Raw genomic sequence first — 22,055 nt, 5'->3', positions numbered from 1 at the left:
ATGGAGTTGGAAATGCCACGCGTCAGGACCTTCGGCATACTGGTCTTTGCCGGGCTGGCCGGTCTTGGCCCCGTTGGTGCCGACTATGCCGTTCAGTGGTCGCGCGCCGGGTCTGACTTTGGCAGGGCGCAGTACATGACCACGCTGATCGAGCGTTTCGGCGACCGAGGCGGTATCATGGGCCAGGTGCTGCGCCGGTCGTCGCTTGTCGACGCGGCCTTGCCGCCGGCCCCTCCGGGCTGGACGGTGGCCCCCCGCGCAACCGGACAGGACGCCCATCTCTTCAGCCCGGCTCAGGCGACGGCCCGCAACCGGGAGTTGGGCCGCGCCACGTTCGGCCTGCCCTCCGTCAACGAGATGACCCGCCGTGAGGTCTCCGCCTTTGACCGCTACCGCGAGGACACCACGCGCGCCTATCGCACCGACAACGGCCTGATCCTCCTGTCGGTCGAGGACCCGGACCACAGCATCCCGTACCCGGTCTGGCAGGCGCATATCCGCGCCATCGACTCGCATTTCGCCCGCATAGACACGCTGATCGAGCACAGCAGCGCGCAAGACCTGACCTGGTTCGAGGTGCTGGGGCCGGTCCAGATCGCGGACGATGGGCGGCGCCCGCACCGGCTGCGCGGCTTTGCCGCCCGAATCGGCGCCATCGAGCTGCGCCTGACCACGCGCGCGCCGGACGCGATGATCTCGCGCTTTCTGGATACCGTCGATCTTGGCGATCTGCGCGCGCTTGCGGCGCGGGCGGGGCGCCCTGTCGGGCCTGACTCGGAGAAAATCCGGGACAGTCCCCCTGTCCCGCCCGCGACAGAAGCGGCTCAGGTTCGGCTAAACCGCCCGTTGGACTGATCGCGCCCGCCTGACAAGGCGGCATACGGCGATTCCCCGCTGATTTGCCCCCCTGCCCCCCTTCCGCATCCAGTGGCTCAGCCCTATAACGGCGCTGGCCCGGACTGGCAGAGTCGCGGGCCAATGAGGCAATGGGGCAAGAGCAATATGTTTGGCATGGATGGCATCCTGGGCCTGTTTTCTTCGGACATGGCCATCGACCTGGGGACGGCGAACACCCTGGTCTACGTCAAGGGCAAGGGCGTCGTCCTGTCCGAGCCGTCCGTCGTCGCCTATCACATCAAGGACGGTCAGAAAAAAGTGCTCGCCGTCGGGGAGGACGCCAAGCTGATGCTGGGCCGGACCCCGGGCAGCATCGAGGCGATCCGCCCGATGCGTGAAGGCGTGATCGCGGACTTCGACACCGCCGAGGCGATGATCAAGGAGTTCATCCGCAAGGTTCACCGCCGCTCGACCTTCTCGAAACCCAAGATCATCGTCTGCGTCCCGCATGGCGCCACGCCGGTCGAAAAACGCGCCATCCGCCAGTCGGTTCTGTCGGCGGGCGCGCGCAAGGCCGGGCTGATCGCCGAACCCATCGCGGCGGCCATCGGTGCCGGCATGCCGATCACCGATCCCACCGGCAACATGGTCGTGGACATCGGCGGCGGCACCACCGAGGTCGCCGTCCTGTCGCTGGGCGACATCGTTTACGCCCGGTCGGTGCGTGTCGGTGGTGACCGCATGGACGAGGCCATCATCAACTACCTGCGCCGCCAGCAAAACCTGCTGGTGGGCGAATCCACCGCCGAGCGGATCAAGACCAGCATCGGCACGGCACGGATGCCCGATGACGGGCGCGGCAGTTCGATGCAGATCCGGGGCCGCGACCTTTTGAACGGCGTGCCCAAGGAAACCGAAATCAGCCAGGCCCAGGTGGCCGAGGCCCTGTCGGAACCGGTGCAAGCCATCTGCGAGGCGGTGATGACCGCGCTGGAGGCGACGCCGCCGGACCTCGCCGCCGACATCGTCGACCGTGGCGTGATGCTGACCGGCGGCGGCGCACTGCTGGGCGATCTGGATCTTGCGCTGCGCGAGCAGACGGGACTGGCCGTGTCCATCGCCGACGAGTCGCTCAACTGCGTGGCCCTGGGCACCGGAAAGGCGCTGGAATACGAAAAGCAGCTGCGCCACGCCATAGACTACGACAGCTGACGGCGCGCGGGGCGGGTGCAACGCCGGTTGGCCAGCGCCCGCTGTACCGGAACGCCGGGTCGCTGTATCATCCGCCAAACCTGACGTGAGAGACACTTGGCCAGCGACCGCAATGCATCCGACGACTTCACCGGCCCGCTCAAGCGGCTGTTGCTTGTCGTCCTTGCGCTGGTGCTCTTCGGGATCTTCCTGCTGTGGCGGATCGACAGCCCGCGCGTGGAACGGTTCCGCGCGCAAGTGGTGGACAGCGTGGTGCCGCGCATGGACTGGGCCATGGCGCCGGTGACGGCCACCGTCCGGCTGGTACGCGATTTCCAGAGCTACCAGCAACTCTACGAGCAGAACGAGGAGCTGCGCCGCGAGCTGCGCAAGATGACCGCCTGGAAAGAGGCGGCATTGCAGCTGGAACAGGAAAACGCCCGCCTGCGCGATCTCAACAACGTGCGGCTGGACCCGAGGCTGACCTATATCACCGCTGTGGTGCTGGCGGACTCCGGGTCGCCGTTCCGGCAGTCGGTGCTGATCAACGTGGGCGGTCGCGATGGCATCGTGGACGGTTGGGCGACGATGGATGGCATCGGCCTCGTGGGCCGGGTGTCCGGCGTCGGTGCCAATACCAGCCGCGTGATCCTGCTGACCGATTCGACCTCGCGCATCCCGGCGGAAATCCAGCCCTCTGGCCAGCGCGCGATCATCGCGGGTGACAACACCTCTGCCCCGCCCATCGACTTTCTGGAAAACCCGGATCTTGTCCGCCCCGGCGACCGGATCGTGACCACCGGCGACGGCGAGGTCTTCCCCCCCGGACTGCTGATCGGCCAGGTGGCGCAAGACCCGGGCGGGCGGCTGCGCGTGCGATTGGCCGCCGACTACGAGCAGCTGGAATTCCTGCGTGTCTTGCGCGATCACGGTGCGCGCCGGGTCGAGGCACCGTCCTCGCTGATCCTGCCCGAGGCGCTGCCCGACGCGGGCGCGCCGCCGGCCCCTGCCGCGCCTGGAACCCCCGGCGATGGCTGAGAACAGCCCGGCGCGGCTCTGGACGATGCGGGCCACCTATGTGGCGCTGGCGCTGGCGATCTTTTTCGTCCACCTGCTGCCGCTGCAGATCATGCCCTCGCGCATCGCGGGGCCGGATGTCCTGACCGCGCTGACCTTTGCCTGGGCGCTGCGACGGCCCGACTACGTGCCGATGCTGTCCATTGCCGGGGTCATGTTGCTGGCGGATTTCCTCTTTCACCGCCCGCCCGGTCTTTGGGCGCTGCTGGTGCTCCTGACCTCGGAATGGCTCAAGGTGCGGGGCCGCCACGTGCGCGAGAACACATTTGCCGCCGAATGGTTGACCGCCGCGACCAGCCTTCTGGTCATTACCCTGATCTACCGCGTCACTCTCGCACTCTTGATCGTGACGCCGGGAATGCTTTCTCTATGGGTGATGCAATATGGTATGACGGTCGCGGTCTACCCCCTGGTGGCGGCGGTCAGCTACCTTGCCCTTGGCGTGCGGCGCAGCACGCCCGGCGAATACGATCACACGGGACGCCCGCTATGAGACGAAGCCCACGCGAAACCGCCGACAGCGCCCGCCGCATCACGCGTCGCGGGCTGATCCTGGGCGGGCTGCAACTGGGTTTTGCCGGCGTCCTGGCCCTGCGGATGCGCCACATGCAGGTCGACCAGGCGGATGAATTCCGCCTCCTGGCCGAAGAAAACCGCATCAACATCCGCCTGATTCCCCCAGCGCGCGGTCGCATTTTCGACCGCGAGGGCCGGGTGATCGCCGAGAACGAACAGACCTACCGCATCACCCTGACGCGCGAGGACGCGGGCGACGTGACCACGGTGATCCGGCGCCTGGGCCAGCTGGTGGAACTGGACGAGGACGACCTGAACCGCGCCCTGGCCGAGATGGAGCGCACCGCGCCCTTCTTTCCCGTCACCATCGCCGACCGCGTCCGCTGGGAGGACATCAGCCGGGTCGCGGTCAATGCCCCTGCCCTGCCCGGTGTCACCCCCGAGGTGGGCCTCAGCCGCACTTATCCCAGCCGCGAGCTCTATGCCCATGTGGCGGGATATGTCGGACCGGTCTCGGAACGCGACCTCAAGCGCTATGAGGATCCGCCCCCCGTCCTGCGCATCCCCCGGTTCCAGATCGGCAAGGTCGGGGTCGAGGCCAAATACGAGGAACAGCTGCGCGGAAACGCCGGTGCCAAACGCGTCGAGGTCAATGCCGTGGGCCGCGTCATGCGCGAGCTGGACCGGCGCGAGGGCGAGGCTGGCGCCGACCTGCAACTGACCGTCGATACGGCGCTTCAGGAATACGTCCAGGCGCGCCTGGGACAGGAAAGCGCCTCTGTCGTGGTGATGGACGTCAACCGGGGCGACCTGCTGGCCATCGCCTCGGCGCCGTCCTACGATCCCAACAAGTTCGTGCGCGGCATTTCCGTGGCGGACTACGGCGAGCTGCGCGACAACGATCACCGGCCCCTGGCCTCGAAGACGGTACAGGACGCCTATCCGCCCGGCTCGACCTTCAAGATGGTCACGGCCCTGGCGGCGTTGGACGCGGGCCTGATGACGCCCGAAGACACGGTCTGGTGCCCCGGCTACCTGGAAGTCGGCGGCCGCAAGTTCCACTGCTGGAAACGCGTCGGCCACGGTCACATGACCCTGGAACAGAGCCTGCGCGAAAGCTGCGACGTCTATTTCTACGAGATGGCGCTGAAGGTGGGCATCGAACGCATCGCCGACATGGCGCGGCGTCTGGGCATGGGCGAGTCGCACGACATCCCGATGTCCGCCGTCACCAGCGGCCTGATCCCGGACAAGGACTGGAAACGGCGCAACCGCGGCGCGGAATGGGTGATCGGGGATTCGGTCAACGCCTCCATCGGTCAGGGCTTCGTGCTGTCCTCGCCGCTGCAACTGGCGGTGATGACGGCGCGGATCGCCACCGGCAAGGCGGTGACACCGCGTCTGGTCAAAAGCATTGACGGCGTCGAGACGGTGCATTTGGAAGGCGCGGACCTGGGGATCAACCCCAACCACCTGCGCCAGATCCGCCGCGGCATGTTCGCCGTGTCGAACCACCGCCACGGCACCGCCTATCGGTCCCGCATCGCCGCGGCCGAAATGCGCATGGCCGGAAAAACGGGCACCAGCCAGGTCCGCAACATCACCGCGGCCGAGCGCGCGCGCGGCGTCACTTCGAACGACGACCTGCCCTGGGAACGGCGTGACCACGCTCTGTTCGTGGATTTCGCCCCGGCCGAAGCGCCGCAGATCGCCGTCGCGGTGGTGGTCGAACACGGCGGCGGCGGCAGCACGGCGGCGGCGCCGATCGCCCGCGACGTGACGCTGCAGGCGCTCTACAAGGGCGACCCCCCGCTTGAGGCCTATCCCTCTGCGGACCGTCGCCGCATCAAGGCCCAACAGGAACGGCTGGCGCGCGAGCGCGCCGAGCGGCGCGCGCAGGGGAGCGACAGCGCGTGACGTATCTTGAATACAACGTCAAGACGGTCCCCAGCGGCTGGCGCAAGATCCTGCACCTGAACTGGCCGCTGATCGTGTTGCTGACCGCCGTGTCGGGCATCGGGTTCCTGATGCTCTACTCGGTTGCGGGCGGGTCGTTCAGCCCCTGGGCGGAACCCCAGATGAAACGCTTTGGCCTTGGCCTGGCGCTGATGTTCATTGTGGCGATGGTGCCGATCTGGTTCTGGCGCAACATGGCGCTGGTCGCCTATTTCGGCTCGCTGGGCCTACTGGTCATGGTCGAGTTGTTCGGCGCCGTCGGCATGGGTGCCCAGCGCTGGATCGACCTGGGTTTCATGCGATTGCAGCCCTCCGAGGTGATGAAGATCGCGATGGTCATGCTGCTGGCCGCCTACTATGACTGGCTGCCGCTGTCGCGAACCTCGCGTCCGCTCTGGGTACTGGTCCCCATACTCATCATCCTGGTGCCCACCGGCCTTGTGCTGACCCAGCCGGACCTTGGCACGGCGATCCTGTTGATGACGGCAGGCGGGCTGATGATGTTTCTGGCCGGTGTGCACTGGCTTTACTTCGCCACCGTGATCAGCGCCGGCATCGGCGGCATCTGGGCCGTGCTCCAGAGCCGCGGGACCGATTGGCAACTGCTGGCCGATTACCAGTTCCGCCGCATCGACACCTTCCTTGACCCCTCCTCGGATCCGCTGGGCGCGGGCTATCACATCACCCAGGCCAAGATCGCGATGGGTTCGGGCGGCTGGACGGGGCGCGGTTTCATGCAGGGCACGCAATCACGGCTGAACTTCCTGCCTGAAAAGCACACCGACTTCATCTTCAACACGTTGGCCGAGGAATTCGGCTTTGTCGGCGGCGTGTCCTTGCTGGCACTCTACGTCCTGATCCTGCTGTTCTGCGTCGTGGCGGCCTTGCAGAACCGCGACCGGTTCTCCTCGCTTCTGATCCTTGGGGTGGGGCTGACCTTCTTCCTGTTCTTCGCCGTGAACATGTCGATGGTCATGGGGCTGGCGCCGGTCGTGGGCGTACCACTGCCGATGGTCAGCTACGGCGGCTCGGCCATGCTGGTGCTGATGTTGGCCTTTGGCCTCGTGCAGAGCGCGCATATTCACCGCCCGAGATGAGCCGGACCAGCCCTGGCCCGGACACGGAGGCACCGGCTTTCCCTCTGCCGGTGCCCGTGGTCTAAGGGGCGAAAAGCAGACCGGAGCTTCGACCATGACCAATATCCTCTTCGCCGCCCGCTCCGAGAAATGGGAAGACTACGAGGCGCCTCTGCGCGCCGGGCTTGACGCTACGGGGCTGGACTACAGGCTGGGCACCGACTTGCCGCCGGAGGAGGTCGACTACATCGTCTACGCGCCCAATTCGGACGTACAGGATTTCACGCCCTTCACCCGGCTCAAGGCCGTGCTGAACCTCTGGGCCGGGGTCGAGGACATCACCGGGAACGAGACCCTGACCGTGCCGCTGACCCGCATGGTCGATGACGAAGGTCTCACCCAGGGCATGGTGGAATGGGTAACGGGCCATACGCTGCGCCACCACCTTGGCATGGACGCGCATATCGTGAACCCGAACCGCGACTGGGACGCGACACCGCCGCCCCTGTCGGCGGACCGTCCCGTCACGATCCTGGGGATGGGCGCGCTGGGGCAAGCCTGCGCCAAGGCGCTGACCGCGCTTGGTTTCCCGGTAACAGGGTGGAGCCGCACCCAAAAGGAGCTTCCCGGTGTCACCTGCCATGCGGGGGACGAGGGATTGCGTCGGGCGCTGAGCGATGCGCAGATCGTTATCCTGCTCTTGCCGGACACGCCCGCCACCCACAACCTGATCGACGCCGAGACGCTGGCCCTGCCCGCGCGCGGCGCCTTCCTCATCAACCCGGGGCGCGGGCCACTCATCGACGATGCCGCGCTGATCGAGGCGCTGGAGTCGGGCCAGATTGCCCATGCCACGCTTGACGTCTTCCGCGTCGAACCGCTGCCCGATGATCATCCGTTCTGGGCCCACCCCCGCGTCACCGTCACCCCGCATATCGCCTCGACCACCCGCCCCGGGACGGCGGCCCGCGTGATCGCCGAAAACATCCGCAGAGGCGAGGCAGGAGAGCCCTTGTTGCACCTGGTTGACCGCGCCGCCGGGTACTGAGCCCGTCGCGGGCTTGACCCCGGGCGATTCAGCGGCCAAATCCCTGTCCAACCGCCTTGCTCTCAGGAAATCCCATGCCCTTCGACCGCACCGTCAAGATCGCCCCCTCCATCCTGTCCGCCGATTTCGCCGACTTCGGGCGCGAGATCCGCGCCGTCGAGGACCAGGGGGCAGACTGGATTCATGTCGACGTGATGGACGGCCATTTCGTGCCGAACCTCACCTTTGGCCCGCCCGCGGTCAAAGCCTTCCGCAAGCATGTCAAAACGGTCATGGACGTGCACCTGATGATCGCCCCCGTCGATCCCTATATCGAGGCCTATGCCGAAGCGGGCGCCGACATCCTGACCGCCCATGTCGAGGCCGGGGCGCATACCCATCGGACGCTGCAGGCGATCCGCGCCGCCGGCATGAAGGCGGGCGTGGCGCTGAACCCGGGCACCCCGGCGCAGGCCATCGAACACCTGCTGGACCTGACCGACCTGGTCTGCGTCATGACCGTGAACCCCGGGTTCGGCGGTCAGAAGTTCATCGACATGACCAGCAAGGTCCGCACCCTGCGCCAGATGATCGGCGACCGCCCGGTACATATCGAGATCGACGGCGGCGTCGATCCGACCACCGCTCCGCTTGTGGTTGATGCGGGCGCCGACGTCCTGGTTGCGGGCTCTGCCGTCTTCCGCGGCGGTTCGGTCGAAAACCCTGCCCCCTACGGCGAGAACATTCGCGCGATCCGAACCGCGGCCACCACGCTCGCGGCATGAGCCTGACCATCGCCTTCGACCTGGACGGCACGCTGATCGACAGCGTGCCGCATATCCACCGCAGCGTTGCCTCGGCACTGGCGGAAATGGACTTGCCCGGGATCGACCGTGACACGACCCAGGGCTTTGTCGGGCGCGGCTTGCCGATCCTGCTGGAACGGGTGCTGGATCACATCGGCGCCCCGCAGGACCATCATGCCGAACTGACGCGCCGCACGATGCATCACTATGTCAACACGCCCAGCGACCCGGCCTCTGTCTATCCCGGTGCGCAGGAGGCGCTAACCACTCTGCAGGCGGCGGGCCACCGGCTGACGCTCTGTACCAACAAACCGTATGAGGCCACGCTCTCTGCCTTGCGCGACACCGGGCTGGCGCCCTTCTTCGAGATCGTCATCGGCGGCGACAGCCTGCCCACGCGCAAGCCCGACCCGGCCATGCTGCACGCCGCGCTGGAGGGCGCCTCTCGCGCGTTATACGTGGGCGACAGCGAAACGGACGTGGAAACCGCCCAGAACGCGGGCATCCCTTTCCTGCTGTTCACCGAGGGCTATCGCAAGACCCCGGTCGGGGACCTGCCGCACGCTGCCCGTTTCGCGCATCACGCCAATCTACCCGCGCTGGTGGCGGACCTGGCGTAGGGCGTGGTTCACCCCGCCGCACCGTCATGAGCGGTACTTGAACACGCCCGTGCCCTTGGCAATCAACTCACCGGTTTCATCGGCAATCTGCGCTTCAGCAAAGAAAGACGACCGCCCGCCCCCGGTCTTCCAACCTTCACCTTTCAGCAACACGCCCTTGGGGCGCGACAGATACTGCACGTTCAGGCTCAGCGTCAGGCAAAGCTGCCTGCGCTCGGGATCGCCGGTCCAGCAGCCCGCGTACCCCATGACCGTATCCAGCAAGGAGGCATGGACACCCCCGTGCGGATTGCCGTGGCGGTTCATCAGGAAATCTTCCAGCGGCAGGTCGAAGGCGGCATAGCCTTCACGCCATTCGCTCATCTGCATCCCGATGTGGCGGGAGTAGGCATAGGGTGCCTCTCGGAAAGCCTCATCCATATCCGTGCCGGGCCTCCAGCCCCAATGATGCAAATTTCGGCACATAAGCGCCCAGTTTCAAACCCTTTTCCGGGTTCGCGGCAGTGCCGTCAAGGGCACGTTTCCTGACCCCCTGCAGGATCGCCGCCATGCGGAAAAAGGCAAAGGCGACACAAAAACCCAACCCCTCGATCCCGTCGATGCCCCGTCGTGCGCAATAGGCGGCGACAAAGTCCTCGTCCGATGGCAGGCCCAGCGCGGCACGGTCCACCCCGGCCAGTCCGCGCGCAACCGGCCCCGGCGGCAGCTGCCACTGCATCAACACCCCCGCAAGGTCCGCATGGGGATGGCCCAGCGTGGACAGTTCCCAGTCCAGCACCGCCCGGCACGCCGTCCCTTCGGATGCGAACAGCAGGTTATCGAGGCGGAAATCACCATGCACGAGGCTCCGCTGCCCATCATCCTCGGGCAAGGCCCTTTCCAGCCAGGCAATCAATGCCTCCATGTCGGGCTGCCGTTCGGTTTCAGAGGCGCGGTACTGCCTCGTCCAACGCGCCAGCTGCCGTTCATAGTAGTTTCCCGGTGCTCCATAGTCCGACAGGCCCAGGCGCACCGGGTCCAGGGAATGGATCGCGGCCAGAACACGGTTCATCTCGTCCATGATCGCCGCCCGTCCCGCCGGGGTTTCCTCGGGCAGATCGGGTTCCACAAGGGTGCGGCCCGCAACATGCTCCATGACATAAAACATGGTGCCCAGCACCTCGTCGTCCTCGCAGAGCGCCAGCATCTTCGGCACCGGCACATCCGTCCCGGCCAGCGCAGACTGGACACGAAACTCGCGATCCACCGCATGGGCGGATTTCAGCAGTTGGCCCGACGGCTTGCGCCGCAACACGTAGCGGCCAGAAGGACTCCCCAATGCGAAGGTGGGATTCGACTGGCCCTGGTCGAACTTCTCGGCCCGCACTGGCCCGTGAAATCCCGGCACATGGGTCTCCATCCAGTCCGCCACGCGCGCCAGCTCAGCCGCCTGCATCCCGCCTCCTGTTTCTTCTCTCTTCAAATACTCACCTGCAACAGATCCCGTCAGAGCGTCTCGTTGGCATATTTGCGCAATTCCGCCCGCGCCACCTGTCGCCGGTGAACGGCATCCGGCCCGTCGGCAAAACGCAGCGTGCGGATATGTGTCCACATCGAGGCCAGGTCATGATCCTGGCTTATCCCGCCCGCCCCGTGCATCTGCATTGCCTCATCCACCACCTTGGCGGCCATCAGCGGGGCGACCACCTTGATCTTGGAAATCCAGGGCTGCGCCGCGCGCACCCCCTGCGTATCCATCATCCAGGCGGCCTTGAGGCACAGCAAACGCGCCATCTCGATCTCCATCCGCGCATTGGCGATGATGTCGTGATTGGCGCCCAGCTCGGCGAGCGACTTGCCGAAGGCCTCACGCGACAGGCCACGGCGGCACATCATTTCCAAGGCCTTTTCCGCCTGGCCGATGGCCCGCATGCAATGATGGATGCGTCCCGGACCCAGCCGCCCCTGCGCCACCTCGAACCCGCGGCCCTCACCCAGCACGACATTCCGGGCTGGCAGGCGGACATCGGTGAACCGCAGATGCATGTGCCCATGAGGGGCATCATCCTGGCCAAAAACGGTCATCGGCCGCAGCACCTCGATCCCGGGCATCTCCGGATCCATGACAAACATCGTATGCCGGGCGTGCCGTGCCGCCCCGGGATCGGTGCAGGCCATCAGGATATACAGCCCGCACCGCGGATCGCCTGCCCCGCTGATCCACCATTTTTCGCCGTTCAGCACATAATCGTCGCCGTCCCGCCGCGCCTCGAAGACCAGCTGCGCCGCATCCGAAGAGGCGACCTCCGGTTCCGTCATCACATAGGCGGAGCGGATCTCCCCTTCCAGCAGCGGCACCAGCCAGCGGTCCTTCATCCAGTCCGCGCCGTAACGCTCCAGCACCTCCATGTTGCCGGTGTCCGGTGCGCTGCAGTTAAAAACCTCCGCCGCCAGCCCGACCTTTCCCATCTCCTCGGCCAGGTAGGCATATTCCACCGTCGTCAGCCCATAGCCCCGCCCGGACCCGGTCAGCCAGAAATTCCACAAGCCGCGCGCCTTCGCCTCGGACTTCAACCCATCCAGGATCTCCAGTTGTCGCGGCACCAGGGCAAAGCGATTGCCCGAGGGATGCGTGCCAACCAGCGTGTGAAACTCCGCGTCCAGCGGCGCGATCTCTTCCTCGATCATGCGCCGCACCTGCATCACCAGCGGGCGCACCCGCTCCGTCATCCCCAGGTCCATGTCTTCTCCTCTCGACAGCCCCGCGCCGCCCGCGCGTGGATCGGCGCGGACGGGGCGGGTGGGTGGGCGCCGCGGCGATCGGCGCGCGGGCGGCGCTACCCGTCCAGGTACAGACGCGTGATCCAGTTGGCGGCCAGGGCCGGCCGTTCGGCCCCCTCGATCTCGACTTCCACGTCCCAATGCACGTCCAGACAGCCCTGGCGCTCGTCGACACTCGCGACGATAAACCGCCCCCGAATCCGGCGCCCCACCCGCACCGGCGAAACGAACCGGATGCGGTCAAAGCCATAGTTCACGCTGGACCTGACGCCCTCGAGCCTCTCCAAGACCTCGTAGGACATCTTGGACAGCATCGACAGCGTCAGAAACCCATGCGCGACACACCCGCCAAAGGGCGTTTCCGCCGCGGAGCGTTCCTCGTCCAGGTGGATGAACTGCCAGTCCTCCGTGGCATCGGCGAACAGCTTGACCCGTGCCGCGTCCAGCGTCACCCAGCCGCTCGCGCGCGGCGCCATGTCCCTCAGATCGTCAGCCAGCATCGGGCAGCACGTAGTCCGCAAACCGCTTGCGCAGGGTCAGTTTCGACACTTTGCCCGTCGCTGTCAGCGGCAGGTCTTCGACGCATTCCATCGCGTCCGGCAATTGCCATTTCGCCAGGTGCTCCAGCATCATGTCATGAATTTCGGCCAAGGCCGGCGGATCGCCAGCCTCGCGCGGGACCACCACCAGCAAGGGGCGTTCTTCCCACTTGGGATGCGACACCGCGATCACCGCGCAGCTGGCGACCTTCGGATGCCCCATCGCAATGTTCTCCAGGTCCAAGGAGCTGATCCACTCGCCGCCCGACTTGATCAGATCCTTGGACCGATCCTGGATTGCCAGGAAACCGCGCTCGTCGATCACCGCCACATCACCCGTGCCGAACCAGCCGTTGGCATCAAAAGCGTCTTCCGTCGCGGCCTCATCCCCAAAATAGCCGGAAATGATCGTGTTCCCCCGCACATGCAACTCACCCGAGGACTTGCCGTCATGAGGCAAAGGCTTGCCGTCCTCGCCGTCGATCCGCAGCTCGACACCGAAGACCCGCCGCCCCTGTTTTGCCTTCAACGCCATCCGTTGCTCAAAGGGCAAGTCATGCATCGGTTTGGACAATTGCCCATGTGTGCCCACCGGGCTCATCTCGGTCATGCCCCAGGCGTGGCAGACATCCACCCCGCGTTTCTCGAAGAACTCGATCATCGCGCGCGGCGCCGCAGACCCGCCGATCACCAACTGGTCCAGCGCCGAGGGCACCGCATCCCGCTTCTCGACCTCTGCCCGTAGACCCAGCCAGACGGTGGGCACACCCCAGGAGGCCGTCACCTTTTCCTCTTCCATCAACTCAAAGACAGAGGCACCGTCCAGCTTGGCCCCCGGCATGATCAGCGAGGCCCCGACCAGCGGCGCCGCATAGGGCAGGCCCCAGGAATTGACATGGAACATCGGCACCACCGGCAGGATACGCGCGCCCTCGTGCAACGACCGAGGCACCGTCACCGCCAGGTAAAGCGCATGCAGCACCGTGGACCGGTGCGAATAAAGCGCGCCCTTGGGATTCCCCGTGGTGCCCGAGGTATAGCAAAGCCCCGCCGCGCTGTCCTCTGGCATGACCGGCCAGTCATAGGTCTCGGGCTGCCCCTGCAACACATCCTCGTAACACAGCCAGTCCAGCTTGCTGTCGGGCATATGTGCCCGGTCCGTCATCGCCACCAACCTCAGCCCTTCGGGCAAATGCTCGGCCAGCGCCTCGACGATGGGCACAAATGTCAGATCGACGCAAAGCACCCGGTCCGAGGCATGTGAGATGATGTAAAGCATCTGCTCGGCAGAGAGGCGCGGATTGATCGTGTGACAGACCGCCCCCATTCCACTGATCGCATAATATAGCTCGAAGTGGCGGTAGCCGTTCCAGGCCAGTGTCGCCACGCGGTCGCCCTGCCCCACGCCAAGCCCGGCCAGCCCATGTGCCAGCTGCCCGGCGCGGGCATAGGCTTCGGCATAGGTTTCGCGGTGAATATCACCTTCCGTGCGCACAGAGACGATCTCACCTCCGGGGTGCGCCTGTGCTGCGTAGTCGAGAATCTCGATGATCCTCAGCGGCATATGCATCATCATGCCTTGCATCTGGCCCTCCCTTGCCGTCTGCCTGCGTCCGGTTAGACTGCGCGCGACCATTGCCGCCGCGCAACCGTTTTTCCTGAAAGTGACGCAAGGAGTGCCCATGTCCAGCCAGATGCGCCGCATCGCCCTCGCCCGCCGCCCCTCCGGCCTCCCGGTGCCCGAAGATTTTGCGCTGAAAGAGGCGCCGGTGCCGACACCTGACACCGGTGAGGTCCTTGTCGAGGTCACGCACCTGTCGCTTGATCCCTACATGCGGGGACGGATGGACGACGCGGGCAGCTATGCCGCCTCGGTCGACCTCGGCGGGACGATGGTGGGTCAGGGCGTTGGCCGTGTCCTGGCCTCGCGGGCCGATGCATTTGCCGAAGGCGATCTCGTCACGGGCATGACCGGCTGGGCCAGCCACGCGGTCCTTCCCGCGCAGGGGCTGCGCAAGCTCGACGACCGCCTGCCGCCCACCACGGCACTGGGCGTTCTGGGAATGCCGGGCTTCACCGCCTGGACGGGCCTGCGGGAATTCGGTCGTCCCAAGTCTGGCGAAACCCTGGCCGTCGCCGCCGCAACCGGGCCGGTCGGCTCACTGGTCGGCCAGCTGGCCAAGGCCGCAGGCCTGCGTACCGTCGCCATCGCGGGCGGGTCAGAGAAATGCCAGCTGGCGACGGAACGCTTCGGCTTCGACGCCGCCATCGATCACCGCGCCTGCGTCGGCGCCAGCGCCCTCAGCGAGGCCATCGCCGCCGAGGCCCCGGATGGAATCGACATCTACTGGGAAAACACCGGCGGCAAGGTCCTGGAGGCCGTCATGCCCCTGATGAACACGCATGGCCGTATCCCGATCTGCGGCACCATCGCCTGGTACGGCGGCACCGACGGGACAGAAGATCGGCTGCCAAAGGTCTGGCGGTCCATCCTGGTCAAGCGCCTCTCGGTCAACGGGTTCATCATCTTCGATCACTGGGACGGCTACCCGGCGTTCTTGGCAGAAATGACCCCCAGGGTCGCCGCCGGAGAGATCAGCTTTCTCGAGGACGTGGCACAGGGGCTGGAAAACGCGCCCGCCGCCTTCATCTCGATGCTGACAGGCGGCAATACCGGCAAACAGATCGTGCAACTGGCCTGACGCGCGGACCGGCCCTCAGCCTGTTCCCCGGAGCCCTCCGTCGCTTGAGGCCGATCAGAGCCGGGGCGCGGGGCGATGCAAGGGGCCGCAGGCCCGCGCAAAGCGCGGCTTGCCCTTGCGTCGCCCCGTGCGCTGGCTCAGGCGCGCAAAAAGCGAGGGAGGGGTCAGGGGATCAGGCGAGGCCTGTTCGCTGGTGACTCCCGAAGCGAAAAACAGGCGCAGCCTGTTTCAAAGGGTCGGCGGGCGGGCGCCTTTGCGGCAAAGCCGCAAACAGTCCCGTCCCGGCGACGCCGAACATTTCCACAACCTCAGAGCGCCGGGTCTTCCGCCGTCAGTTCCAACGGCGCCGCCGGCGCACTCAGGTCATCGATCCGCAACGCGCCCGACGGCCGTGACAACCTGTTGCGAACAACCCAGTAAAGCCGCGATTGCGCCCGGGTGATCGCCACATAAGCCAGCCGTTTCCACAGCGGTTGCCCGGCCTCGTTCCGCCCGGCCCTGGCCGCCGCGTAAAGGTCGGGCGCAAAGACCTGCACCTCCTCCCACTGCGACCCCTGCGCCTTGTGGATCGTCACCGCCGCCCCATGCAGGAAGGTGGCCCCCATCCGTGCCGCGAAGGGAATGAAGGGTTCTTCCTCCTCGGGTTTCTCGATCTTCACGATCGAGGCCGCCGAGACCTGCGGCTCTATCGCCCCCACGACGTGCAGCCGTGAAAACCCGGGCTTCTTGCCCGGGCCAAGATAGATCACCTGCGCGCCCTTGATCAGCCCTCGCGCCTCAAGGTCCAGCCGCTTGCGCCGATGCTTGAGGGGCAGCTCAATCCCGTCACAGATCAGCGGTTCCCCCGGCAGAAGACTGTCCTCGGGCGCCTCGTGCACGCGACGAAAGGCATTGATCAACCGGATTCGCGTGGCATTGCGCCAGACCAGCACCGGCGAACGCGCCATCAGGTCCACCTCGACCCGGTTGGCGTAGACCACCCGATCATCTTTGCGCGCGGCCTCTTCGACCATGCGCTCGAAATCCTCGAAGCCCAGCGCCGGGTCCGCCAGCGCATGAGCGAGGTCCAGGATCGGGTTGTCTGCTTCTTGGCGATGGATGCGGTGCAGCTCGCGTTTCTGGCTGTCCTTCATCCCGTCAAAGACCATCTTGCCAGACTGGTTCACCGGAGCCAGCTGCGCGGGGTCGCCAAAAAGGACGAGATTGGGAAAGATCTCGCAAAGGTCGTCGAACTGCCGTTCGTCCAGCATCGAGGATTCGTCGACAAATCCGATGTCCAGCGGCTCTTCCCGCCGCTTCCAGCCGGTGATGAAATCGCTGCCGCGCAATCCCGCCGCCGCAAGTGCCGCCGGAATCGACTTGTGCTGTTCATAGACCGCCAGTGCCCGGTCCAGCGCGATATCGGCCAGGCCCTCGATCTCGGGGCGCTCGTCCTCGTTGCCCATCAGCCATTCTGCAACGCGCTCGTATTCAGGGTCATAGACCGGGGTATAGATGATGCGGTGAATGGTGGTCGCGGGCACGCCGCGCATCCGCAACACGCTGGCCGCCTTGTTGGTCGGCGCAAGCACCGCCAGGGTCCGCTTTTCGCGCGCGCGGCGGCTTTCGTAGTCGCCCGATACGGTCTCGACACCCACCGCGTCCAGCGCCTTGACCAACTCGGCCAGAAGCAATGTCTTGCCGCTGCCCGCCTTGCCCATCAGGGCCATGACGCGCGAGCGGCCTTCCTGCGCGGGCAGGCACAGGCCTTCGTCCAGGTCGACCCCCGCGCCGCGCAAAAGCTCGGTCACGCTGTCATAGGCGGCGGCCTGGTCGTCGGAGAATACAAGGGCGGGAACTGTCATGCGGCACACCCTATCCCGCGCCAAGCGCGGCCACCAGAACCCTTTGCCAGATCTTCCCGTGGAAAATTCCCGTCACCGCAGGTGCCACCCGCCCCTGCTCTGCAGACAAGAAAAAACGCGCGCGGGCCGTAGCCCACGCGCGCCGGACGGACGCGGCGATGACCGGTGCCTCTCAGGCGGCCACGAGTTCCTTGGGCTGGACGATCTGGCCAAAGGACAGCGCGAACCAGCGCTTGGACATCTCCGGCGTGATGCCCGCGCTCTTCGACACCTGTGCCTGGCCTTCGGGGGTGAACTCCCACAGGCCGACGCTGATTTGTTCGCGGCCCTTCCCCTGGCTGCCCAGCACGTCGGGGGAGGACCCGATACGGCGGTAGATCCGCACCATGCGGGCATCGAAGACACCGACATAGTGTTCGACGCCAAATTCCTGCATGACCTCGCCGCCGGCCAGCATCAGGGCCGCCGCGACACCGGGTGTCGCGCCGCGGGCCAGGCAGAACCGGGTGCATTCCCAGATCAACGGCGACTGGATGCGCACGCCGTCGGTCAGGTGGACGAAGTGATCGTTCACCATCGTGCGGCCTGTCGTGGGCAGCAGGCGCATGGAACCGCCGTGCGTGCCGTCGGCGTTTTCCCAGATGACGTAGAGCGGGTTCTCGTCGTCGTATTCGTCACGCTCGAAGCCGGTTTCCTCATCGACGGTGACTTCCCAGCCCAGGCGCGTCTTGAACTGGTCCGCGCGGTCGCGGAACATGGTTTCGGCCAGCTTCGGGAACTTGTGCAGGTCGGTGCCGTAGATGTAGCGGATCATGTCGTTTCCCCTCGGAATGTGAATTCGATGGGGAAAGACTGCCGCTGGAATGGTTAACGGGATTCAACCTGAGCGCGCGCTGCTACAACGCACGCTTTACCAAAGCGCGTCCTTAGACCACGATCACCCCCCGACTGAGGGCCCGGGCGACCGCATGGGTGGTGTTCAACGCGCCCAGTTTGTGGCGGGCGCTTTCGACGTAGACCCGAAGGGTATGTTCGGAAATCGAAAGGGTATCAGCGGCTTGCGCCCGACTATAGCCCACGGCGAGGAGGGTCATGGCTTCGATCTCGCGCGGGGACAAGGGCTGTGCCGGGTCAGGCGTGCGTCCCGGTTCGAATTCCAGTGCCTTCTGGTTGAAGTAATGCGCCACCAGGATCAGGTCGCGCCGGCTGGTTACAGTGAAATCCTCCCATTCTTCGTCGCTGCAATTGTGCGAGAGAGAAAACAGGGCGAACTGGCCGTTCGGCCCGCGCAGCGGAATCGAATAGCCCTGGTTGCCAATGCCATAGGCGATGGCATCCTGCATGAGGGCGCGCGCCGCCTTGCTGGACCAGTCCAGTCGCTTCCAGTCGACGGGATGGAACCTTTGATAGCACCCCGCCACCACCGGATCGACACGCAGATAGCCCTTTTCGAGGTAACGGTTGACCCATTCCAGGTCATATGTCCCGCACCCATATTGTTCGCCATTGCTGTTGACCCAATGATAGACAATGTGATCGACCCCGTATCTGTCCCGCAGTTCCTCGATGAGGATCTGCAGATCCTCGAGTCCCTCAGCGGATTCGAGCCGCTCGATCAGCCCGTCCAGTCGCGGTGCGTTTCCCGACAAAAAGCCCAATGCCATTACCCTCGGCCTGGGACGCGATCTCCGCCTGCGCCACGAATGCGGCGTCATCCAGTTGTGCGGCCAGCGACGGCATGCCGTTGGCCCGAGCGAATGTTTTCAGGTCGGTGAGAACGTCCAAAATCCAGTCATGTCCCATGATCAGCCTCGTGCATAGATGGTTAACGCTTCATTAAGACAACTCTAGCATGCGCCGACGGGGCGCAAAATTCACGGAATCTAACTCCCCAGAAATAGCGAGGGGGCCTCGCGCCAAGTGACTGAAAGCGTTGAGGACCAGTCGGAAACGTAAAACGCCCGCGATGCCGGGGGGCGATTCGCGGGCGTCGGAAGGCCTGTCAGGCCGAAGAGAATCTTACTTGCGCGCGTCCAGGCAATCCTCAAGCGTGCGCAGCCCGGTCTTGGGCGCCTGCACCAGAACCGACATGTTGCCGGGCTTGTGCTCGTTGTTCATCATCTTGGTGTGCGCGGCCGGGATCTCGTTCCAGGGGAACACCTCGGACATGCAGGGGTCAAGACGGCGCTCGATCATCAGCCGGTTGGCCGAGGCAGCCTGCTTGAGGTTGGCAAAGTGGGATCCCTGCAGGCGCTTCTGGTGCATCCACATGTAACGCACGTCGAAGGTGCAGTTGTAACCGGAGGTGCCGGCACAGATCACCACGATACCGCCCTTCTTGACCACCAGGGTGGAGACCGGGAAGGTCGCCTCGCCGGGGTGTTCAAAGACCATGTCGACGCTCACGCCCTTGCCGGTGATCTCCCAGATCGCCTTGCCGAACTTGCGCGCTTCTTTCAGCCAGGCATTGTATTCCGGCGTGTTGACCGTGGGCATCTGGCCCCAGCAGTTGAAGTCCTTGCGGTTGATGACCCCTTTGGCGCCCTGATCCATCACGAACTGGCGCTTGCTCTCGTCCGAGATCACGCCGATTGCATTCGCGCCCGCAGTGTTCGCCAGCTGGATCGCGTAGGACCCAAGGCCGCCCGAGGCGCCCCAGACCAGGACATTCTGGCCGGGCTTGAGCTCATGCGGGTGGTGGCCGAAAAGCATCCGGTAGGCGGTTGCCAGGGTCAGCGTGTAGCAGGCGCTTTCTTCCCAGGTCAGGTGCTTGGGTCGCGGCATCAGCTGCTGGGCCTGCACCTTGGTGAACTGCGCGAAAGAGCCGTCGCCGGTCTCGTAGCCCCAGATCCGCTGCGAGGGCGAAAACATCGGGTCGCCGCCGTTGCATTCCTCGTCGTCGCCGTCGTCCTGGTTACAGTGGATGACAACCTCGTCGCCGACCTTCCAGTTTTTCACCTTGTCGCCGACTTTCCAGACGATGCCCGCGGCGTCGGAGCCCGCAACGTGGAACTCCTGGCCGTGAACGTCGAAGGGAGAGATCGGAACGCCCTTGCCGGCCCAGACGCCGTTGTAGTTGACGCCGGCGGCCATGACGAGAACCAGCACTTCGTGGCTGTCGATGTCCCAGACGTCGACCACTTCCTGCTGAAAGCTCTGCTCCGGATCGCCATGACGGTCGCGGCGGATCGCCCAAGCGTACATCTTCTTGGGGACGTAGCCCATCGGGGGCATTTCGCCGACTTCGTAGAGGTCCTTTTCCGGTGCATCGTACTGGGCGATGCCTGTTTGCGTGTCCAGAGCCATGACGGCCTCCTGTTGAGCCAGTGTTGATGTTCGGACCGGTTCTGCGGCGCAGAATCGCGGGGCTGACCCTTGGAATATTCGCCGTCGCGCAACATTGCAACATCATTCCGTCCGATTTTGTAATTTTATGACCCCGCAGGTGCAGAAATTCTGGTGCGCGCGCAGCATTGCACGCCTGCAGAGCCCGCAGGCCAGGGCCTGCGCGGCACGGGATCGCGGCGCGGGGCCGGATCAGAACAGGTGTTCGATGGAACGCGCGTAGTAGCTGGCCAGCACGGCCTGGTCGGGCACGACGGCAAAGCTGCCATCCACCTCCTGCACGATGCCACGTTCGACAAGGGCGCGCAGGCCCACCTCGACGGCATAGTCTCTGCTTTTGCGGGGCAGGTGGACATGCGCATCCGGGAGCTTGTCGAGCGCGGCAGAACAGGCGGTTTCAAGGTCGGCGCGGCTTTGCGGGCCGCGCATAAGAAGGTAGGCGACAAGCGGCACCGGCAGCACCGGGACAATACCGGCGATCCGGGACATCAGTTCCTGGGCCAGCCCCGGCGCATCCCCGACCAGGGAGGCGTTGGCCTTCAGCGACAGGGGAGCGCCAAAGCTGACCGCCGCATAGCCGAAACGATGGAACCGCCCCGTCACCCTCAGCCATACTTGGCGGAAAAGACCCCGGATCACCCGGCTGACAGAGGCATCGAAGCGCCGCGTGCCGCTTTGCCCGGCCTTCGTCAGGACCTTGTCCTCGAGCACGCGGTCATAGTTCAGACCCACCGGAACAAAGACGACATCACGCGCGGACAGGTCCAGATCGTCGAGAATATAGGTGAGCAACCCGACCTTCGGCTCTGCCAGGGCGCCGTCCAGGCTCAACCCGCCTTCGGGGAAAATGGCCTGCGTGACCCCACCGCTTGTGGCCATCTGCACATAGCGCCGCAAGACCTTGCGATAGAGCGCGTCGCGCGATTTGCGCCGGATGAAATAGGCCCCCATCGCGCGGATCAGCTGTGACAATGGCCAGACCTGCGCCCACTCGCCCACCGCATAGGACAGGGCCGACCGGTTGGCCGCCAGGTGCGTGACCAGCACATAGTCCATGTTCGACCGGTGATTCATGACGAAAATCACCGTCGCCTCGGGGTCGATGGCGCTGAGCGCGCTGGCCTCGTGGTGGCCGAGGCGCACGCGGTACAGCGTGTTCGACAGCCAGCGCGCCCCGCGCAGGCCCAGCCCGAAATAGGCGAAAGCCGAGAAAGACGGCACGATTTCACGGGCATAGCGGCGGGCCTTTTCAAAGGCCACATCTTCGCGCACGCCGTTCTTGGCGGCGTACTCGACAATCGCCTGCATCACCTCGGGGTGATAAAGCAGGCGCTGGATCAGGTCATAGCGGCGCAACAGGCGGAAAGGTTCGATCGGCCGTTCCAGCCTTTCATTCAGCCGGGCCACGGCCTTTTCCAGGCGCCTGCGCAGGAACCAACGCACGGAGGGAAACAGGAAATGCGTCGCGAAACTCACCGCGGCAAAGGCGAAGATCAGGGCGAACAGCCAGAGCGGAAGGGTCACGGGCGCGGTCATTCTGCAGGACTTTTGCAGGCTGTGAGGCCAGCGACAAGCCCGGCCGAAGTTTTGTACGTTTTGTACAAAACGTACGCCGTTTCCAGCATTTTGTACAAAACCCGTCAGCCCGCCCCTTTTGACCTGCGGCTAGGCAGGCCCGGCCCGCGCAACGCGCTTTGCCGCGCCTTGGCACCTCGCCTATGCTGCATCTGCTCGCGCTGCGATGCGGCGAATTGACAGC

21 protein-coding genes are annotated in these 22,055 nt (G+C 65.3%); 10 read left to right on the top strand and 11 right to left on the bottom strand.

The window, feature by feature from the left end; all coding sequences use genetic code 11:
* The first annotated feature begins 12 nt into the window (after positions 1-12).
* The 9 genes from KZZ07_RS04825 (at position 13) to gph (ending at position 9,106) form a co-directional block, all read left to right on the top strand.
* Positions 13-855, top strand: coding sequence for a hypothetical protein (locus KZZ07_RS04825; protein ID WP_219512591.1), 843 nt, complete (start codon positions 13-15; stop codon positions 853-855).
* Positions 856-1,011: 156 nt separating this feature from the next.
* Positions 1,012-2,049 (top strand): rod shape-determining protein, encoded by a 1,038-nt coding sequence (locus KZZ07_RS04820; RefSeq protein WP_370631066.1) that lies wholly within the window; start codon positions 1,012-1,014, stop codon positions 2,047-2,049.
* Between the two features lie 96 nt (positions 2,050-2,145).
* Positions 2,146-3,066, top strand: a complete 921-nt coding sequence (mreC, locus tag KZZ07_RS04815) for a rod shape-determining protein MreC (RefSeq protein ID WP_219512590.1) — start codon at positions 2,146-2,148, stop codon at positions 3,064-3,066.
* On the top strand, positions 3,059-3,598 hold the full coding sequence (locus tag KZZ07_RS04810) for a rod shape-determining protein MreD (RefSeq protein WP_219512589.1): 540 nt from the start codon (positions 3,059-3,061) through the stop codon (positions 3,596-3,598). The genes mreC and KZZ07_RS04810 overlap by 8 nt, the downstream gene beginning before the upstream one ends.
* On the top strand, positions 3,595-5,538 hold the full coding sequence (gene mrdA / locus KZZ07_RS04805; RefSeq protein ID WP_219512588.1) for a penicillin-binding protein 2: 1,944 nt from the start codon (positions 3,595-3,597) through the stop codon (positions 5,536-5,538). The genes KZZ07_RS04810 and mrdA overlap by 4 nt, the downstream gene beginning before the upstream one ends.
* Positions 5,535-6,674, top strand: coding sequence for a rod shape-determining protein RodA (rodA, locus tag KZZ07_RS04800; RefSeq protein WP_219512587.1), 1,140 nt, complete (start codon positions 5,535-5,537; stop codon positions 6,672-6,674). Before mrdA ends, rodA begins: the two co-directional genes overlap by 4 nt.
* A 94-nt stretch (positions 6,675-6,768) precedes the next feature.
* Positions 6,769-7,701: a 2-hydroxyacid dehydrogenase gene (locus KZZ07_RS04795; protein WP_219512585.1), complete on the top strand. Its 933-nt coding sequence runs from the start codon at positions 6,769-6,771 to the stop codon at positions 7,699-7,701.
* 74 nt (positions 7,702-7,775) lie between these two features.
* Positions 7,776-8,465, top strand: coding sequence for a ribulose-phosphate 3-epimerase (gene rpe, locus KZZ07_RS04790; protein WP_219512584.1), 690 nt, complete (start codon positions 7,776-7,778; stop codon positions 8,463-8,465).
* On the top strand, positions 8,462-9,106 hold the full coding sequence (gene gph, locus KZZ07_RS04785; RefSeq protein WP_219512583.1) for a phosphoglycolate phosphatase: 645 nt from the start codon (positions 8,462-8,464) through the stop codon (positions 9,104-9,106). Before rpe ends, gph begins: the two co-directional genes overlap by 4 nt.
* A 24-nt stretch (positions 9,107-9,130) precedes the next feature.
* Here the strand turns inward: gph and KZZ07_RS04780 are convergent, their stop codons facing one another.
* The 5 genes from KZZ07_RS04780 to KZZ07_RS04760 all read right to left on the bottom strand — a co-directional run bounded on the left by KZZ07_RS04780 (position 9,131) and on the right by KZZ07_RS04760 (position 13,990).
* Entirely contained in the window at positions 9,131-9,526 is a 396-nt protein-coding gene (locus tag KZZ07_RS04780) for a PaaI family thioesterase (protein WP_219512582.1), read from the bottom strand.
* A complete protein-coding gene (locus KZZ07_RS04775) occupies positions 9,519-10,541 on the bottom strand; it encodes a phosphotransferase family protein (protein ID WP_219512581.1) in 1,023 nt (340 codons plus the stop codon). The genes KZZ07_RS04780 and KZZ07_RS04775 overlap by 8 nt, the downstream gene beginning before the upstream one ends.
* 50 nt (positions 10,542-10,591) lie before the next feature.
* Positions 10,592-11,827: an acyl-CoA dehydrogenase family protein gene (locus KZZ07_RS04770; RefSeq protein ID WP_219512580.1), complete on the bottom strand. Its 1,236-nt coding sequence runs from the start codon at positions 11,825-11,827 to the stop codon at positions 10,592-10,594.
* A 95-nt stretch (positions 11,828-11,922) separates the two neighbouring features.
* Positions 11,923-12,366, bottom strand: a complete 444-nt coding sequence (locus KZZ07_RS04765; protein WP_219512579.1) for a MaoC family dehydratase — start codon at positions 12,364-12,366, stop codon at positions 11,923-11,925.
* The gene (locus tag KZZ07_RS04760) at positions 12,356-13,990 is read right to left on the bottom strand and encodes a long-chain-fatty-acid--CoA ligase (RefSeq protein WP_219512577.1); all 1,635 of its coding nucleotides are present in this window, start codon (positions 13,988-13,990) and stop codon (positions 12,356-12,358) included. The genes KZZ07_RS04765 and KZZ07_RS04760 overlap by 11 nt, the downstream gene beginning before the upstream one ends.
* 97 nt (positions 13,991-14,087) lie before the next feature.
* Between KZZ07_RS04760 and KZZ07_RS04755 the strand changes: the two genes are divergently transcribed.
* A complete protein-coding gene (locus KZZ07_RS04755) occupies positions 14,088-15,107 on the top strand; it encodes an NADP-dependent oxidoreductase (protein ID WP_219512576.1) in 1,020 nt (339 codons plus the stop codon).
* A gap of 308 nt (positions 15,108-15,415) precedes the next feature.
* On the opposite strand, the gene KZZ07_RS04750 is transcribed toward KZZ07_RS04755, so the two are convergent.
* The 6 genes from KZZ07_RS04750 to KZZ07_RS04725 all read right to left on the bottom strand — a co-directional run bounded on the left by KZZ07_RS04750 (position 15,416) and on the right by KZZ07_RS04725 (position 21,832).
* Positions 15,416-16,951: an ATP-dependent DNA helicase gene (locus tag KZZ07_RS04750; protein WP_219512575.1), complete on the bottom strand. Its 1,536-nt coding sequence runs from the start codon at positions 16,949-16,951 to the stop codon at positions 15,416-15,418.
* A 172-nt stretch (positions 16,952-17,123) separates the two neighbouring features.
* Positions 17,124-17,765, bottom strand: a complete 642-nt coding sequence (locus KZZ07_RS04745; protein ID WP_219512574.1) for an acyl-homoserine-lactone synthase — start codon at positions 17,763-17,765, stop codon at positions 17,124-17,126.
* A gap of 112 nt (positions 17,766-17,877) precedes the next feature.
* Positions 17,878-18,615 carry a helix-turn-helix transcriptional regulator gene (locus KZZ07_RS04740; protein WP_219512573.1) on the bottom strand — a complete coding sequence of 246 codons (738 nt, stop codon included), beginning with the start codon at positions 18,613-18,615 and terminating at the stop codon, positions 17,878-17,880.
* Positions 18,545-18,754 carry a hypothetical protein gene (locus KZZ07_RS04735; protein ID WP_219512572.1) on the bottom strand — a complete coding sequence of 70 codons (210 nt, stop codon included), beginning with the start codon at positions 18,752-18,754 and terminating at the stop codon, positions 18,545-18,547. Before KZZ07_RS04735 ends, KZZ07_RS04740 begins: the two co-directional genes overlap by 71 nt.
* 216 nt (positions 18,755-18,970) lie before the next feature.
* Entirely contained in the window at positions 18,971-20,257 is a 1,287-nt protein-coding gene (gene ccrA / locus KZZ07_RS04730; protein ID WP_219512571.1) for a crotonyl-CoA carboxylase/reductase, read from the bottom strand.
* A gap of 231 nt (positions 20,258-20,488) precedes the next feature.
* Positions 20,489-21,832 carry a 1-acyl-sn-glycerol-3-phosphate acyltransferase gene (locus KZZ07_RS04725; protein ID WP_219512570.1) on the bottom strand — a complete coding sequence of 448 codons (1,344 nt, stop codon included), beginning with the start codon at positions 21,830-21,832 and terminating at the stop codon, positions 20,489-20,491.
* Positions 21,833-22,055 lie beyond the last annotated feature (223 nt).

It is taken from the genome of Mameliella sp. CS4 (assembly GCF_019392335.1).
Taxonomy (GTDB): domain Bacteria; phylum Pseudomonadota; class Alphaproteobacteria; order Rhodobacterales; family Rhodobacteraceae; genus Antarctobacter.
This window is presented reverse-complemented; position numbering and strand designations above follow the sequence as displayed.

Coding starts and splice junctions, on each gene's coding strand:
- KZZ07_RS04820 (WP_370631066.1), top strand. CDS start 1,012: ATGGATGGCATCCTGGGCCTGTTTTCTTCGGACATGGCCATCGACCTG.
- KZZ07_RS04740 (WP_219512573.1), bottom strand. CDS start 18,615: ATGGCATTGGGCTTTTTGTCGGGAAACGCACCGCGACTGGACGGGCTG.
- KZZ07_RS04825 (WP_219512591.1), top strand. CDS start 13: ATGCCACGCGTCAGGACCTTCGGCATACTGGTCTTTGCCGGGCTGGCC.
- KZZ07_RS04780 (WP_219512582.1), bottom strand. CDS start 9,526: ATGGATGAGGCTTTCCGAGAGGCACCCTATGCCTACTCCCGCCACATC.
- KZZ07_RS04810 (WP_219512589.1), top strand. CDS start 3,059: ATGGCTGAGAACAGCCCGGCGCGGCTCTGGACGATGCGGGCCACCTAT.
- KZZ07_RS04745 (WP_219512574.1), bottom strand. CDS start 17,765: ATGATCCGCTACATCTACGGCACCGACCTGCACAAGTTCCCGAAGCTG.
- KZZ07_RS04735 (WP_219512572.1), bottom strand. CDS start 18,754: ATGGGACATGACTGGATTTTGGACGTTCTCACCGACCTGAAAACATTC.
- KZZ07_RS04725 (WP_219512570.1), bottom strand. CDS start 21,832: ATGACCGCGCCCGTGACCCTTCCGCTCTGGCTGTTCGCCCTGATCTTC.
- KZZ07_RS04755 (WP_219512576.1), top strand. CDS start 14,088: ATGTCCAGCCAGATGCGCCGCATCGCCCTCGCCCGCCGCCCCTCCGGC.
- mrdA (WP_219512588.1), top strand. CDS start 3,595: ATGAGACGAAGCCCACGCGAAACCGCCGACAGCGCCCGCCGCATCACG.
- ccrA (WP_219512571.1), bottom strand. CDS start 20,257: ATGGCTCTGGACACGCAAACAGGCATCGCCCAGTACGATGCACCGGAA.
- KZZ07_RS04795 (WP_219512585.1), top strand. CDS start 6,769: ATGACCAATATCCTCTTCGCCGCCCGCTCCGAGAAATGGGAAGACTAC.
- KZZ07_RS04770 (WP_219512580.1), bottom strand. CDS start 11,827: ATGGACCTGGGGATGACGGAGCGGGTGCGCCCGCTGGTGATGCAGGTG.
- KZZ07_RS04760 (WP_219512577.1), bottom strand. CDS start 13,990: ATGCAAGGCATGATGATGCATATGCCGCTGAGGATCATCGAGATTCTC.
- KZZ07_RS04750 (WP_219512575.1), bottom strand. CDS start 16,951: ATGACAGTTCCCGCCCTTGTATTCTCCGACGACCAGGCCGCCGCCTAT.
- KZZ07_RS04765 (WP_219512579.1), bottom strand. CDS start 12,366: ATGCTGGCTGACGATCTGAGGGACATGGCGCCGCGCGCGAGCGGCTGG.
- rpe (WP_219512584.1), top strand. CDS start 7,776: ATGCCCTTCGACCGCACCGTCAAGATCGCCCCCTCCATCCTGTCCGCC.
- KZZ07_RS04775 (WP_219512581.1), bottom strand. CDS start 10,541: ATGCAGGCGGCTGAGCTGGCGCGCGTGGCGGACTGGATGGAGACCCAT.
- gph (WP_219512583.1), top strand. CDS start 8,462: ATGAGCCTGACCATCGCCTTCGACCTGGACGGCACGCTGATCGACAGC.